Source organism: Thauera sp. SWB20 (assembly GCF_000831325.1).
Lineage (GTDB): Bacteria > Pseudomonadota > Gammaproteobacteria > Burkholderiales > Rhodocyclaceae > Thauera > Thauera aminoaromatica.
On record NZ_JTDM01000018.1, the window covers coordinates 174,387 to 188,843 of the forward strand.

13 protein-coding genes are annotated in these 14,457 nt (G+C 67.9%); 2 read left to right on the forward strand and 11 right to left on the reverse strand.

The genetic code is table 11. The features are described 5' to 3' along the window. Nucleotides 1-3: 3 nt before the first annotated feature. From PO78_RS11150 to PO78_RS11185, 8 genes are all read right to left on the reverse strand, one after another. The gene (locus tag PO78_RS11150; RefSeq protein WP_004299625.1) at nucleotides 4-1,053 is read right to left on the reverse strand and encodes a FemAB family XrtA/PEP-CTERM system-associated protein; all 1,050 of its coding nucleotides are present in this window, start codon (nucleotides 1,051-1,053) and stop codon (nucleotides 4-6) included. 25 nt (nucleotides 1,054-1,078) lie between these two features. Then, complete coding sequence (locus PO78_RS11155) at nucleotides 1,079-1,918, reverse strand: XrtA system polysaccharide deacetylase (RefSeq protein WP_004299628.1); 840 nt, start codon at nucleotides 1,916-1,918, stop codon at nucleotides 1,079-1,081. A 1-nt stretch (nucleotide 1,919) separates the two neighbouring features. After that, nucleotides 1,920-3,086 (reverse strand): non-hydrolyzing UDP-N-acetylglucosamine 2-epimerase, encoded by a 1,167-nt coding sequence (gene wecB / locus PO78_RS11160; RefSeq protein WP_004299630.1) that lies wholly within the window; start codon nucleotides 3,084-3,086, stop codon nucleotides 1,920-1,922. Continuing rightward, nucleotides 3,083-4,177 (reverse strand): XrtA/PEP-CTERM system-associated ATPase, encoded by a 1,095-nt coding sequence (locus tag PO78_RS11165; protein WP_004299632.1) that lies wholly within the window; start codon nucleotides 4,175-4,177, stop codon nucleotides 3,083-3,085. The genes wecB and PO78_RS11165 overlap by 4 nt, the downstream gene beginning before the upstream one ends. 11 nt (nucleotides 4,178-4,188) lie before the next feature. Then, the gene (locus PO78_RS11170) at nucleotides 4,189-5,634 is read right to left on the reverse strand and encodes a TIGR03016 family PEP-CTERM system-associated outer membrane protein (RefSeq protein ID WP_231570692.1); all 1,446 of its coding nucleotides are present in this window, start codon (nucleotides 5,632-5,634) and stop codon (nucleotides 4,189-4,191) included. 34 nt (nucleotides 5,635-5,668) lie between these two features. After that, on the reverse strand, nucleotides 5,669-6,613 hold the full coding sequence (locus PO78_RS11175) for an XrtA-associated tyrosine autokinase (RefSeq protein WP_004299637.1): 945 nt from the start codon (nucleotides 6,611-6,613) through the stop codon (nucleotides 5,669-5,671). 13 nt (nucleotides 6,614-6,626) lie between these two features. Further along, nucleotides 6,627-8,171, reverse strand: coding sequence for an XrtA system polysaccharide chain length determinant (locus PO78_RS11180; RefSeq protein ID WP_043743815.1), 1,545 nt, complete (start codon nucleotides 8,169-8,171; stop codon nucleotides 6,627-6,629). Nucleotides 8,172-8,241: 70 nt separating this feature from the next. Continuing rightward, complete coding sequence (locus PO78_RS11185; protein ID WP_012585900.1) at nucleotides 8,242-8,871, reverse strand: XrtA/PEP-CTERM system exopolysaccharide export protein; 630 nt, start codon at nucleotides 8,869-8,871, stop codon at nucleotides 8,242-8,244. Nucleotides 8,872-9,121: 250 nt separating this feature from the next. On the opposite strand from PO78_RS11185, the gene PO78_RS11190 reads away from it, so the two are divergent. Beyond that, nucleotides 9,122-9,919 carry an N-acyl amino acid synthase FeeM domain-containing protein gene (locus PO78_RS11190; protein ID WP_004299642.1) on the forward strand — a complete coding sequence of 266 codons (798 nt, stop codon included), beginning with the start codon at nucleotides 9,122-9,124 and terminating at the stop codon, nucleotides 9,917-9,919. A 15-nt stretch (nucleotides 9,920-9,934) separates the two neighbouring features. On the opposite strand, the gene PO78_RS11195 is transcribed toward PO78_RS11190, so the two are convergent. After that, entirely contained in the window at nucleotides 9,935-11,362 is a 1,428-nt protein-coding gene (locus PO78_RS11195) for a DUF1302 family protein (protein WP_012585901.1), read from the reverse strand. Between the two features lie 11 nt (nucleotides 11,363-11,373). Beyond that, nucleotides 11,374-12,123 carry an ABC transporter ATP-binding protein gene (locus tag PO78_RS11200; protein WP_004299645.1) on the reverse strand — a complete coding sequence of 250 codons (750 nt, stop codon included), beginning with the start codon at nucleotides 12,121-12,123 and terminating at the stop codon, nucleotides 11,374-11,376. A 43-nt stretch (nucleotides 12,124-12,166) separates the two neighbouring features. Here PO78_RS11200 and PO78_RS11205 point away from each other — a divergent pair, with 43 nt between their 5' ends. Then, on the forward strand, nucleotides 12,167-12,970 hold the full coding sequence (locus PO78_RS11205) for an outer membrane lipoprotein-sorting protein (RefSeq protein WP_004299647.1): 804 nt from the start codon (nucleotides 12,167-12,169) through the stop codon (nucleotides 12,968-12,970). A gap of 24 nt (nucleotides 12,971-12,994) precedes the next feature. Here PO78_RS11205 and PO78_RS11210 read toward each other — a convergent pair whose 3' ends face one another. Beyond that, a complete protein-coding gene (locus PO78_RS11210; RefSeq protein ID WP_043743818.1) occupies nucleotides 12,995-14,404 on the reverse strand; it encodes an MBL fold metallo-hydrolase RNA specificity domain-containing protein in 1,410 nt (469 codons plus the stop codon). Nucleotides 14,405-14,457: the final 53 nt, after the last annotated feature.

Here is a 14,457-nt window from a genome sequence, read left to right on the forward strand (position 1 = left end):
GCCCTACCCCAGGTTGCGCACGATGTGCGGCCCGAGCCGGTTCGCCACGCCGATCGGCAGGCGCTTCCAGAGGGCGATGAAGGCCCGGTACTTGGGGTTCATCGGGTTGTTCTGCGGGATGCTGTCGCGCTTGTACAGGCAGAACTCGTACGACAGCGGCTGCGGCTCGAAGCCCCAGTTCTTCTTGAACGCATAGGGGCCGGTGCCGACCTTGCTGCGACCGTAGTCGAAGACCGTGCAGCCGCGCTCGCAGGCGCGCCGCATCAGCTCCCAGTACTTGAAGTCGTTGGCGGCGAGCTCGCGCGCTGCAAGGTCGTCGCCCGCGTAGTAGGGCAGCACCTCGTCGCGGAAGTAGAAGCTGAGCACGCTCGACAGCGGCTTGCCCTCGGGCGAGGTCACCGTGAGCACTTCGCAGGCCTCACCGAAGCGCTTCTTGAGCTGCTCGAAGAACTTCCTCGGCAGCGCCGGCGTGCCGTGACGAAGCACGTTGTCGGCGTAGAGCGCGAAGAAGCGCTCGACACCCGCGTCCACCTCGCCGACCAGGCCGTTCTTGATGCCCTTGCGCACCATGGCGCGCTGCTTGCGCGGGATGGCGAGCAGGTTGGCCTCGACCTCGGGCAGGATCTCCTTGCGGAAGGTGACGTAGAGTTCCTGGCGCGGCCAGTCCTCGTGGCGCGGCTTCAGGTTGCGGAATTCGAGGTGCTGCACGCCGAGCGCCTGCGCCAGCGTCTCGGCCTTGGATTCGAGCGCGTACAGCGTCTCCGGGCCTGCATCCTCGGCCGCCGCGATGCCGCCGTAGACGCAGAAGGGTAGCGACACCAGCGCATGACCGAACAGGCGGCTGCGCACCTCGGCGAGCGGCAGCACGCCGACGATGTCGCCGGCGCGCTCGGCATACAGATAGAAGGTGCGGTGATCGAACACCTCTTCCATGAGCTCGCGCCAGGCGGACAGGTGGAAGAAGGTGGCCTGCGGGCAGCGGCGCACGAATTCGTCCCAGCGCAGGGCGTCCTCGGCCTTGAGCAGGTTCACGACGATCGGCAATCGGTCCATGGCGCGCATCCGGATCCAGTCGGGTTCAGGCGGCGTCGCGGAAGACTTCGTCGGCGCGCCCCCAGGAGAAATCGGAGAGAAGCCGGTCGAGCCGGGCTTCCGTGTGCTGCAGGTTAATGTAGTGCCTGAAGCGGGTCTTTGCCGTGGCAGCGGTCACACGCGGCTGCTCGGGATCGATTTCCCAGGGGTGGAAGTAGAAGATCGCCGGGCGGCGGTCGGCGGCATTGACGCGCGCGATCTGCCAGCGCGACAGCGCATAGGGCAACAGGCGGAAGAAACCGCCGCCACCCGCGGGCCAGTTGCGTCCAAGCATGTGCACGGTGGTGATCGGCACCTCGACCAGGCCGTTGGGCAGGCGCCACGGGAAGCGCGGCGCGTCGGGGATGCCGTAGTGGTCGTGGCGGACCGGATACACGCTCGAGCTGTAGCGGTAGCCCGCCTCGGCGATGCAGTCGTGCGCCCACAGGTTGGCCTCGCCGATCGAGAAGCTGGGCGCGCGGTAGCCGGTCACCGCACTACCGGTGATGTCCTCGAGGATCACCTTGGCCAGGCGGATGTCGGCCGTGAAGGCTTGGGGCGTGAGGTCGCTCGCGCGCTGGTGCGCGTAGCCGTGGCTCGCCACCTCGTGGCCCGCGGCGGCGATGCGGCGCACCAGGCCGGGATAGCGCTCGGCGAGCCAGCCCAGGGTGAAGAAGGTGCCGCGCGCGCCGTGGCCGTCGAGCAGCGCGAGGATGCGATCGACGTTGCGCTCGACGCGGCAGGGCACGCTGTCCCACTGCTCGCGCGGAAAATGCGGCGCGAGCGCGGAGACCTGGAAGTAGTCCTCGACGTCGCAGGTGAAGGCGTTGGTGATGCGTGCGGCCACCTCAACCCCCCGGCGCGGCGTGGACCGTCTCGTGCTCGACGAGCCAGTCGTGCAGATGGGCAGCGATGCGCTCGGCGCAGCGTCCATCCCAGTATTCGGGCACCCGCCCGGCCTTGCCACCGGTGGCGAGGATCTCGCGCGCCGCGGCGACGATCGCCTCGGGGCGGATGCCGACCAGGGTGTTGGTGCCCTGCTCCACCGTGATCGGGCGCTCGGTATTCTCGCGGATGGTCACGCAGGGCACGCCGAGCGCGGTGGTCTCTTCCTGGATGCCGCCGGAGTCGGTCAGCACCATGCGCGCACCCGACATCAGGCCGAGCATCTCGAGGTAGCCCTGCGGCGGCAGGATCAGGAAGCCGGAGCCGGCGAGGCGATCGAGCATGCCGAAGCGCTCGAGGTTGTTGCGTGTGCGCGGATGCAGCGCGACAACCAGCGGCAACGCCTCGCTCACCGTGCGCAGGGCGTCGATGATCGGGCCGAGGGTGTCGGCGCTGTCGACGTTGGACGGACGGTGCAGGGTGACGACGCCGTAGCCGCCGGCGATCCGGCTCGCGTCCAGGCCGGCCGCGGCGAGCAGCACGTCGGCCGGCACCGCGCGCGGCAGGCTCGCGCGCAGGCTGTCGATCATGACGTTGCCGACGAAAACCGCACGCTCGGCGGGGATGCCTTCGCGGACGAGGTTGTCGTGGGCGGATCGCTCGGTGGTGTAGAGCACGTCGGAGATCTGGTCGGTGAGGATGCGGTTGATCTCTTCGGGCATGCGGCGGTCGTTGCTGCGCAGACCGGACTCCACATGGACCACCGGGATGTGGCGCTTGCTCGCCACCAGCGCGCAGGCGAGCGTCGAGTTGACGTCGCCCACCACCAGCACCGCGCGCGCGCCATGCTCGTCGATGACCGGCTCGAAGCGCTTCATCACCTCGGCGGTCTGCACCGCGTGCGAGCCGGAGCCGACCGCGAGGTTGACGTCGGGCTCGGGCAGGTCGAGATCGGCGAACAGGCGGTCCTTCATCGCGGGATCGTAATGCTGCCCGGTGTGCACCAGCAGCGTGGGGATCGGCGGCTGGTGGGCGGCGAAGGCGCGGATGATCGGCGCCACCTTCATGTAGTTGGGACGTGCGCCGACGATGCAGATCACCGGCGCGGCCGAGAGGCGATGCGCGCTCATCGACCTTCCTCCTCGGTCGCGGCATCGCGGCGCACCGCCTGCAGCAACTGGTTGAGCACTGCGAGCGTGGCCGACACCGACTGCTCCAGGCCGGCCAGACGTGCCTCGATGCGCTGCAGGTCGTAGCTGCCGGCCATGCCGGCGACCTGGTCGGCAAGCTCGGGCGAGACGCGCAGGCGCTCGACTGCCAGCGCCTCGACCGGCGGCATCGCCGCAGCGGGCTCGGCGTCCCTCAGCACCGCGCGTCCCATGCCGGCCACCGGGCGCGTACGCGGCGGCGCGAACTCTTCCTTGAGCTCGGCGATCACCTCGCGCACCTGCGCCTCGGTGACCACATGGCTCTCGCCGAGATAGGCGGCGAGGAGCAGACGGTCGCACAAGGTGTTGATGGTGCGGGGGATGCCGCCGGTGTGGCCGTAGATCGCGTTGAAGGACCCGGGCTCGAAGCGCGGGTCCTCGTTCCAGCCGACGTGGCGCAGGCGGTGCTCGATGTAGCCGCGCGTCTCCTGCAGGTCGAGCGGGCCGAGGTGATAGGAGGCGATCACGCGCTGGCGCAGTTGCTGCATCTCGGCGCGCTGCATCATCTCGCGGAACTCGGGCTGGCCGACGAGGAAACTCTGCAGCAGCGCATGATCCTCGAGCTGGAAGTTCGACAGCATGCGCAGTTCCTCGACCGCGGCTGCGGAGAGGTTCTGCGCCTCGTCGATGATCAGCAGCGCGCGCTTGTCGGCGGCGGCGAGCGACACGAGGTAGGTCTCGATCGCGAGCAGCAGGCCGGCCTTGTCGAGGTTGCGGCTGGGTACGCCGAAGGCGCCGGCGACCATGCGCAGCATGTCGGAGGCGTCGATCTGGGTGCTGACGATGGTGGCGGCGACGACCTTGGCCGGATCGAGCTGCTCGAGCAGGCTGCGCACGATGGTGGTCTTGCCCGCACCCACCTCGCCGGTGATGACGATGAAGCCCTCGCTCTGGTGCAGGCCGTATTCGAGATAGGCCATCGCGCGCCGGTGACCCCGACTGCCGTAGAAGAAGGCCGGGTCGGGGTTGAGCTGGAAAGGCTTGCCGCTGAGTTTGAAGAAGGTTTCGTACATCGGGTGTCCGTTCAGAACCGCATGCCGAGGATGGCGGTGACGGAATTCGTCGTGTAGTCGCTCTCGCCCTCGGTCTTTTCATATCGGTAGCGCAGCCCCGCGCGCGTCCTGGGGCCGAGCGTACGATCGACGCCCACCGTGCCGGTCAGGCGACGCAGTGCGAGGTCGGCGTCGGCCGCACTCTCGGAATCCGAGCGCGCGAGCGTGGCATACAGCGAACTCGTGCCGCTGAGCGTGTGGCTCCAGGCGAGCGTGGTGGTGGTGATGCGCACCCGCTCGGTGTCGCGCAGGTCGTCGTCCGGAAGCAGGCCGGTGGTCGAACCGATGCGGCTGCGATCGCTGCGACTGGCGGACAAGCTCAAGGTGTTGCGCACCCCGAGCAGCGAGACGCCGCCACGGAACGCGCGCTCGACGTAGGCGGCATTGGAGCGCAGCACGCCGAAGGTGAGACATTCGTTGAGGGCCTGCTCGCGCTCGATCGGATCGGCGATGTCGCGTACGCGCATGAAGCAGTCCCGATCCGCGAGCACCACCGTGCCCAGCGTCTGTGCGAGCGAGGAGACGTCGCGCGTCGCACCGAGGAAGAAGACCGCGCGGCGCATGCGGTGGTTGAGGGCGAGATCGTAGCCGCGCCCGAACACCCGATCCTCGACCGTCGCGGCGAGCGAGGTGCGGTCGGTCGGGTACCAGTCCACCCCGGCGCCAACGATCCCGCTGCTGTCCTTCCTGCCGTCCGCGTAGTCGTTGGACTCGTGCCCGACGATGCCGCGCAGGCGCAGCTGCGGGGAGACGTTGGCGTACAGCGTGCCACGCACCGACTCCTCGCCACGCTGGCCGGTGGCGGCGGTGCCGCCATCACTTTCGGTGCGGGCATAGGCCAGGCCCCAGCCGAAAAACCGCAAGCCGCCCGGATCGGCGAGGCTGGCCTCCACGGTGTCCGCGCTCTGGTCGCCGAGACCGCTGCTGTTGGATCGCACGCCGCCGGACGAATAGCTCACCGAACCGCGTGCAGCCTCGCCGAAGCGCAGGTCGGACTCGAGCCGCGGGGTGATCGACCAATAGCGGACTTCGTTGTCCTTGTCGAAACCGAACGGGTCGCCGGGCGCCCGCCCGCTGAAGGCGGAATAGTTGTTGCGGGTGATTCCCCCGCTGAAATCGAGGAACAGCAGATCCTCCAGCGCCTCGTAGGCGCCCCTGCCGTCGAAGGAGAGGTAAGTGGAGTCGTCCTCGCTCGCAGAGGAATGGACGAGGTTGCGCAGGCGCGCGCTCAGGCTGCCGTTGAGACGCCCTGCGCTGCGGCTCACCGACACGCCGGGCGAGACCTCGAGCAGCCAGTCCCGACCGCCCTCGCGATCAAGGCCGGCGTTGTCGGTCCAGGTGAGTTCGGTGTCGAACGTGGGCGTGACCCGGGTCGACTGCGCGACCGCTCCGGTGGCCGGGCACAGAAGCGCGAGCACGCACGCACCGGCGACGAGGCCGGTACGCCGGGGCTCAGGCCGCCTCGGAACTGGCTTCGGGCGCTTTCCCATATCCGTATCCGTATCCATAGCCGTAGTAGCCCCCCACCGAGCGATCACGCGACTTGTTGAGCACCATCATGCGGATCGGGCAGGGCTCGATCGCTGCGAGCGCCTGGCGAACGTGGGCGTGGGTGGTGCGCTCGGCCTCCACCACGAGGACCACCTGTCCCATGTGGGTGGCAAGCACGCGCGATTCGGTCGTGACCAGCAGCGGCGGCGAGTCGAACACGATGATCCGGTCCGCGTAACGATGCGCCATCTGCTCGAGCAACTGCGTCATGCCGTCCGAGGCGAGCAGTTCGGTCGCGCGCTGGTGCGGCATGCCCGCCGGCAGGATGGAAAGCTTGTCGATGTTGGTCTTGAGCAGGACCTCGGAGAGGTCCTCGACCTCGCCGGCGAGCACGTCCATCAGTCCCGGCTGCGGCGGCAGATCGAACTCGCGCAGCACCGAGGGACGCGACACGTCGGCGTCCACCAGCAGCACCGTGTAGTCGAGCTCCATCGCCATGCTGATCGCGAGATTGATCGCGTTGAAGGTCTTGCCCTCGCCAGGAAGCGCGCTGGAAATCATGATCAGGTTGCCGTTATCGACCGCCGCCGGCCCCTCGAGGACGGCATTGGCCAGCAAGGGACGCTTGATCAGGCGGAACTCCTCGGCAATGGCCGAGCGCGGCTGGTCGGGCGTGACCAAGCCGCGAGCGGCCAGGCGCGCGAGATCGATATGGACGCTCTTGGGCTGGGCGCGCACCGGCGCGGGGGTCGCGACCACCGGCGCATTCGACTCCACCTTGGGCGCAAGCGGCTTGTCCTCGGGCAGGACGAGCGCCTCCGGCACCGGAGCGGATTCGACGGCGCCCTCGCCCGCCGCACTCTTGAGTTGGTCGAGGCGCTTGACTGCTTTTTCGATAATGCTCATCCGGGCACCCCGTTCAACTCTGCAGGAACACGATCGCGACCGTAACCGCGGCGAACACCCCGGCGTACGCCACCAGACCGCTGCCGAAGGCGAACAGCCCGTTGCGGCGACGACGACGACGCTCCGAAGTGGTCAGCATGGAGACGGTGCCGAGCACCGGCAGGCCGGTGATCTCGCGCAGCTGGCGTGCATCGCTGAACGCCGGTCGCAGCTGGCTGATCAGGAAGGTGAGCGCGAACCCCGCCCCCAGACCCACCAGCGCGGCGAGCGGCAGCAGCAGCAGCCGGTTGGGAGCCGAGGGCTTGGTGGGCAGGGTGGGCGGATCGATGATGCGGAAGTCGGCGATGCCCGACTGGGTGCTCATCTCGGCGGCGATGTTCGCCGACTCCCGACGCGATACCAGCTGGTCGTAGTTGCTCTTGTGGACGCTGTAATCGCGGTTGAGCTGCGCCATCTCGGTCTCGAGCTCGGGGATCCGCTTGGCGTCCTCCGAGAGGCTCGCCAGGCGGCTCTCGAACTCGGCCACCCGCGCACGCAGCGACGCGACCCGGGCCTCGGCCTGCGCCACCGCGAGCCGGGTCTGCTCGACCCCCGCACTCATGGCGCCGGGAGCACCGAAGGTACTGCCCGCCATGCTCGCGCTCAGCTCGGCCAGCTGCGCCTTCTTCTGCTTCTCTAGATCCTCGATGACGCGGCGTGCACCGACCACGTCCGGGTGCATCTCGGTGTAGCGCTGCAACATCTCGTCGAGGTTTCTCTTGAGCAGGTCGATGCGGGTGTCGATCTCGGGCGTCGCCACCATCGGCGGCGGCGCGATGCCCGCATCGGACGGCGCTGCGGAGAGTTGCTGGCGGAGCGCGTCGCGCGAGTTCTCGGCCTCGCGCAGTTCCAGGCGTGCTTCGCGCAATTGCTCGTTGGTCTCGGCGATCTGGGTGACGTAATCGCGCGCGCCGGTACCCAGCAGCGCCATGTTGCGCAGGCGGAAGTCCTTGAGCCGGTTCTCGGCGTCGGTCAGCTTCTGCTCGTAGCTGCGGATCTGGTCCTCGATGAAGCGCCGTGCCGCATCGGTATCCTGACGCTTGCCGCCGAGACCGGATTCGACGAACAGGGACAGCAGCGACTGCACGACGCGCTGCGCACGATGCGGCTCGACGTCTTCGTACGAGAGCGTGAACAGGTTGTCGCCGCGGCCGGACTGGATGCGCAGCCGGCTGGTCACCGAGGTGATCAGGGCCTCGCGCTGCTGTGCGTTCTGCACCGTGAGGTCGAGGTCGGCCATGGTGATCAGCTTCTCGACGTTGGGCCGGCTGATCAGCGTGCGGCTGAGCAAGTCGATCTGCTGGCTGATGTTGGGCTGGACGGCGAGCCCGGACATCAGCGGGCGCAACACCGACTGGGTATCCACGTGGATGCGCGCGGACGACTCGTAGTGGTCCGGCATGAAGTAGATCGCCAGGCTACCGGCGATACCTGCGACCCACGCGAGCGCAAGCCCCCACCAGCGGAACCGCCACATGCCGCGCAGGTAGCCGATGATCTGTGTTACGAGTTCTTCCATGGGTCACGGTCGTGCTGAGCGCCCGCCACCGACCTTCTGCGATCGGCTTGCGGGCGTGTATGGATGGAGGTCAGAACCAGCTCTGCGGGATGATCAACACGTCGCCAGGGCGCATCTCGACGTTCGCCGAGACGTCGCCGCGCTTGACGAGGTCACGGATGCGCACGCTGTATTGCTTGTTGCCCTCGGCGGTGCGCAGGATGCTCGCGCCGTTACCGTCGGCGAAGTCCGTGAGCCCGCCGACTGCGATCATCACGTCGAGCAGGGTCATCTTCTGCTTGTACGCCAGCGTCTGCGGATTGGCCGCCTCGCCGATCACGCGGATCTGTTCGCTGTAAGGACCGACGAATCCACCGACGATCACCGTCACGACCGGGTCGCGGATGAACTTCGCAAGCTGCTTCTCGATGTCGCGGGCCAGCGTGCTCGAATCCTTGCCCATCGCGGGCAGGTCTTCGACCAGCGGTGCCGTGATCTTCCCGTCCGGCCGGACCGGGACGGAGGTGGACAGCTCGGGATTGCGCCAGACCACGATATTGACGCTATCCCCGGGCCCGATCACGTAGTTGTAGTCCGCATCGGCCGCGGACGCGGGGGCAGGCGGGAAGGAAGAGGCACAACCACCGAGCAGTCCCGCCGCCACAGCGAGAACGAGGAAATGCAACACCGCGGATGATGCGCTTTTGACGCTTCTGAACATGACAAGCCCCTTCGTAAGTCCCGGACGGCGAATGATATACGACGACGCGAATGCGAGGGCCATCGTACGGGCACCGCCCGCCGCGACGCCAGGCAGGATTGCACACAAGCGCCTACATTTCAGGAGACATGAAGTCGGCTAGATTCACGGCTCGCCCGTTCCGGATTATCATTGATCCGATGGGAGTCGTCCGCGCTCGCCGCGCGCGCACTCCAGACCACCCAGAACGTAAACGAATTGGGCCACTCCAATGCGCCAGATCCACTCTTCGCGGGGCACAAACTGCCCCCCGCCCGTACGCGACCTCGCCTACCTAGCGTTGTCTGGCGCCGGATTCCAATCGCCGGAGACGTCGCCGCATCAGTGGTTCGACGAGAACACCGCCGCACTGCGCGGCCTTTCGTTCGAACGCAGCGGCTTCCAGGTCTGCATCGCCAACGGCAGTGAAGCGCTCAAGCGCCAGACCGCCAAGCTGATCGAGCGCATGTACTCGGCGCGCGGCCTTTTTCCCTACGGGATGCACGCCAACATCGACCCGCGCGACATCACCGTGGTCGCTCTCCTCGACGGGGAAGCGGTCGCGACGGCGACGATCCGCGTCGATCACGGTGGTGGATTGCTCGCGGACACTTTGTACAGCAAAGAGATCGACCACGTGCGCGCGACCGGGGGTCGAGTGTGCGAAATTACACAGTTGGCGATCGATCCCGAGCGCGGATCGCACGAAGCGCTGGCTGGCGTGATGCAGGCCGTGTTCGTGATCACCCAGGCGACGCGGCGCGTCACCGACATTTTCGCCGAGGTCAATCCGCGCCATGCGGGATTCCATCAGCGCGTATTCGGCTTTCGTCGCGTGGGCGTGGAGAAGATCTGCCCCAGGGTCAACGCTCCGGCCGTGCTCCTCCATCTGCCCCTGTCCGAGTTCGAGGAGCGCGTCGCCCGCCACGAACGCCTGATGCACATGAACGGCGATCGGGTTCATCGCCTGCTGCCGGATCCCGTCCAGTCCAGGCAGTTGATCCAGGCGATGACCGGAAAGGCGGCCTGAGCCCGCCCGGGGCACTCAGAACATGTGGCGCAGTTCGAGATAGACACGATCGTTCCGATCGTAACGGCTGAAAAACCCCCTTCCATTCCCGCCGAAGACGTCGACGCCACCGACGAGCCTCCATGCCGGGGCGAATTTCCAGGTCAGCTTCGGTCGAATCAGGTGATCCGACCGGTTAATGCTGGACAGCGCGAGGACTTCCGCCTCCAGGTTCGTGCCCGCGCCATGAACGACCTGCAAGGTGACGCCCTGCTCGTGCCGATCGGCCATCAAGGCCGGAACATGCTCCTCCAGCCAGCGCCCGTAGTACTGCACGTTGAAGCGCCAGTCGCCCGCGGGCACATCGACCCCGAGCGCATAGTCGACCATGTCGGTCGGCAGCAGCCCGATGGAGAGGCCCGGACCGCTCGAGAACGTATTCAGGCTGCGACCGTGCGTATGGACCGCCTCGCCCTTCAGCACGAAGCTGCCGAGATCCTTGCTGAAAGTGCCGCCAAGCTGCCCGATCCGGTCGTGTCGCAGGCGGGCCACACCCTGGTTCAGGGCGTATAGCGTCGGCGAGACATCGTAGCTGCGGTAATAGAAGGCGCTGAGATCCCACCCATCGACGAGTCGCGAGACGCGCGCACCCCAGTTCGAGCCATCCAGATCCTTCCCCGGACGATCCTCGTCCAGCACCGTACCTGCAGGCAACCACGGGAAGACGAAGAAATCGTCGCCGGGCTCGCCGATCTCGTCGAACGAGGGCTTCGGCACCCACAGGAACTCTAGGTGCGTTTCGGCACCGAAATGCTCGGCGCGCAGCGCCCACTGCCCGATCCGCATGCCCTCGAGTTCCGGCTGCAGGAAATCCCGCATGTCGCGTGCGGACACGACGTCGGCGAAAAAGAAGCCGACCATCTCGCCCCATACGATCTGCTGCCGCCCGGCACGGAATTCCCAGTCGCCATGGCCCAGATCGACGTAAGCCTCGCGCAACACGAAATCCGTGCGGCGGTCGCGCCGCACGGCGGCCGGATAATGTTCGTCCTCGAGGTCGAAAGCACCGTCGGCCTCGGCGCGCGCGCTCAGCTTCCATCGCGCCCGCGGCGCCAGCTGCCCGGCGACACCGAGTTCCCCACGCGCGCGCAGGCGCGACCAGCGCTCCGGATCCCGGTATGTGTATGCCGCCCCGAGTTCGGTGTAACCGTTCCACTTGAGGCCGTCCGCGCCCTCTGCACCGGACGCCGGCGCTCCGACGTCGAGCAGCGCGTCGAGTTCGGCGTCGGCCTCACCCGCGTCCGCGTCCGTCACGGGTTCTTCGGCAGCGGGCTCCCCTTCTTCCACCTCCACCGACACCGGTTTTGGCGCGAGCTGCGGCCCCGCCGCAGTCGCCGGCACGGAGAGGGCGCCCAGGACAAGGGCAAGAACGGTCAGACAAGGCAGCTTCTTCGACAGTGGCATTGCACTCGTTCCTAGATTTCGCGGATATCCTCGTCGCGCGGCGTCCGCCCATCGACGAACACCCAGCGGTCGTCGGCCTTCATGCCGAGCGCGATGATCTGGCCGTCGGCGATGCGCACCAGCCGGTCGGCCATGTTCATGACCTTGCGGTCGTGGGTGGAAAAGACGAAAGTCGTCCCCGACTGGCGGTTGATGTCGCGCATCAGCTTGAGGATGCTGGTGCCGGTCTTGCTGTCGAGGTTGGCGGTAGGCTCGTCGGCAAGGACGATCTTGGAGTGCGTGGCCAGCGCGCGCGCGATCGCCACGCGCTGGCGCTGGCCGCCGGAGAGCTGGTTCGGCCGATGCTCGGCGTATTTCTTCAGGCCGACTACCCCGAGATAATGGCGCACCCGTTCCGCGCGCTCCTTCTTCGTGAGCTCGGGCATCTGCAGCAGGGGATACTCGACGTTCTCCGCGGCCGACAGGACAGGGAGCAGATTAAAGGTCTGGAAGATGAAGCCGATGGTACGGGCACGCAGGTCGGCCAGTTCGTCGGGCGTACGGTTCGACACGTCGTGACCGTCCACGACCACCCGCCCCGAACTCGGCGTGTCGATGCAGCCGATGATGTTCAGCAAGGTCGACTTGCCACTGCCCGAAGGCCCTGCGATCGCCAGGAACACCCCTGGCTCGATCTCGAGCGAGACGTCGTCCAGCGCCAGCACCATCTGCTCGCCGAGACGAAAACTCTTGCTCACGTGTTCGATCTGGACGATGGCCATCAGGACGATCGAGAATGAAGATAACTTCGAAAGGATAGCACCCATGACGCCAAGCTTACGATCCCGCCGCCGATTCGTCGCCTGCCTCGCCGGCAGCCTGCTGCTGCCGACGCTGGCGCATGCGACCGACGCCCCCGCGCCTGCCGAGCCCGCACCCCCCGAGCCGGTCGACGCGGTGGCGATCGATCTGGTCCAGCGCGCCGACGCCATCCGCTTCCCACGCGAGAGCTTCCAGACCGAGGTCGTCGTGCGCAACTATACCGACGGTGCAGAAGGCGACTCGCGCACCTACCGCATCCTCTCGCGCGGGAACGAAAACACCATCGTGCTGACGATGGAGCCGGCCACCGAGCGTGGCCAGGCCTTGCTGATGCGCGCCCGCGACCTGTGGATCTTCATGCCGAGCGTGTCGCAGCCGGTGCGCCTGTCGCTGGCCCAGCGCCTGACCGGGCAGGTGGCCAACGGCGACCTCGCACGGGCCAACCTGGCTGGCGACTACACGCCGACCATCGCCGGCCGCGAAACGATCGACGGCCAGCCCGTGGTGGTGCTCGACCTCAAGGCGGTCGATCGCGGCGTCACCTATGCGCGCGTGCGCTACTGGGTGGGCGAGCGCGACCAGCGCCCGCTCAAGGCCGAGTTCTACGCACTCTCCGGTCGTCTGCTCAAGACCGCACGCTACGAAGAATTCCGCCAGATGGCCGGCGCGATCCGCCCCACCCGTCTGGTCATGGAGGACGCGCTCAAGAAGGGCGAGATCTCGGTGCTGACCTACGAGAACATGAACGTGCGCGACCTCCCCGAGCGCATGTTCACCCGCGAGTACCTGCGCCGCCTGCAGCAGTAGGGTGTGCGCCGAGCCGGCAGGTCTTCACACCACCACGCGCACGTGCCCGCCGGTTGCCTCCTGCAGGTGGCGGGCAAATTCCGCACGCACCCCATCTTCGCCATGCACCAGGCGCACCTCGCCCGGGAGATGGCGCATGCGGGTGACAAAGCGGGTCAGATCGTCGCGGTCGGCATGCGCCGAGTAGCCCGACAGCGTATGAATGCCGGCGCGGATGTCCACGCGTTCGCCGTCCAGCTCCACGTAGCCGCCGCGCGGCCCGTAGGCCTGGATGGCGTGGCCGGGCGTGCCGCGCGCCTGATAGCCGACGAAAAGCACGTCGTGGCGCGGGTCGCCGAGCATCTCGCGGAGGTAATTCACCACCCGGCCGCCCGCGCACATGCCGCTCGCGGCGATCACCACCGCAGGCTCGCGGCTGCGTGCGAGCCTGCGCACGTTGGCGAGATGCTCCTCGTGACTGTCGATCGCCACCAGCTGATCGTAGGACAGCGGCTGGCGCCCGGCGCGCACGCGCGCGCGCGCCTCGGCGTCCCAGAACGGCTGCAACTCGCGGTAGAGCGCGGTGAAGCGCTGCGCCAGCGGCGAGTCGAGGAAGATCCGTAGCCCGCCCCAGGCGGCGGCATGCGGCCCGGGCCGCATGCGCTGGCGATGCAGGATGTCCTCGAACTCGTAGAGCAGCTCCTGCGTGCGCCCGATGCTGAAGGCGGGCACGATCACCGTGCCGCCGTCCTCGAGCGCATGCTCGACGACCGCCTGCAGACGCGCACGCCGGTCGCGGCGATTCTCGTGGACGCGGTCGCCGTAGGTGGTCTCCAACACCAGCACGTCCGCCCGCCAGGGCGGACGCGGCGCCGGCAGCAGCGGCGCGTGCGGCGCCCCGAGATCGCCCGAGAACACCACCCGGAGCGGCTGCGGCCACGCCGCGCCCGAGAGCTCGCATTCGACGTAGGCCGAGCCGAGGATGTGGCCGGCGCGCTGCAGGCGGATCCTGCAGCTCGCGTCCGGGCTGCGATACACCAGGTGCCACTTGCCGTAGGGCAGCGCGCGGATGCGCGCCTCCACCTTGCCGAGGTAGCGCTCGATCAGGGCGCGGTCGCGGCTCACGCCCACCGCGAAGGCGTCGGCGAGCACGGTGGGCAGCAGGCGTGCCGAGGGCTCGCTGCACAGGATCGGCCCCTTGAAGCCAGCGGCGAGCAGCCACGGCAGGCGGCCGCAATGGTCGATGTGGACGTGGGTCAGCACCAGCGCGCCAACACCCTCGAGCGGGAAATCGATCTCCAGCCGGTCGGCGGCCGAGCGCCCGTCGGGCGCGGTCTCCGCGCCCTGGAACAGGCCGCAGTCGACCAGCAGGCTGTTGCGCCCCTCGACGAAGAGCTGGTGACAGGAACCGGTGACGCCGTCGCGCGCGCCGTGGTGCAGGATGGTCGGGTTCATGACGTCATTCTAGACGCCCATGCGCCGGCGTCCACCCGCGGCGGCCCCGCCGC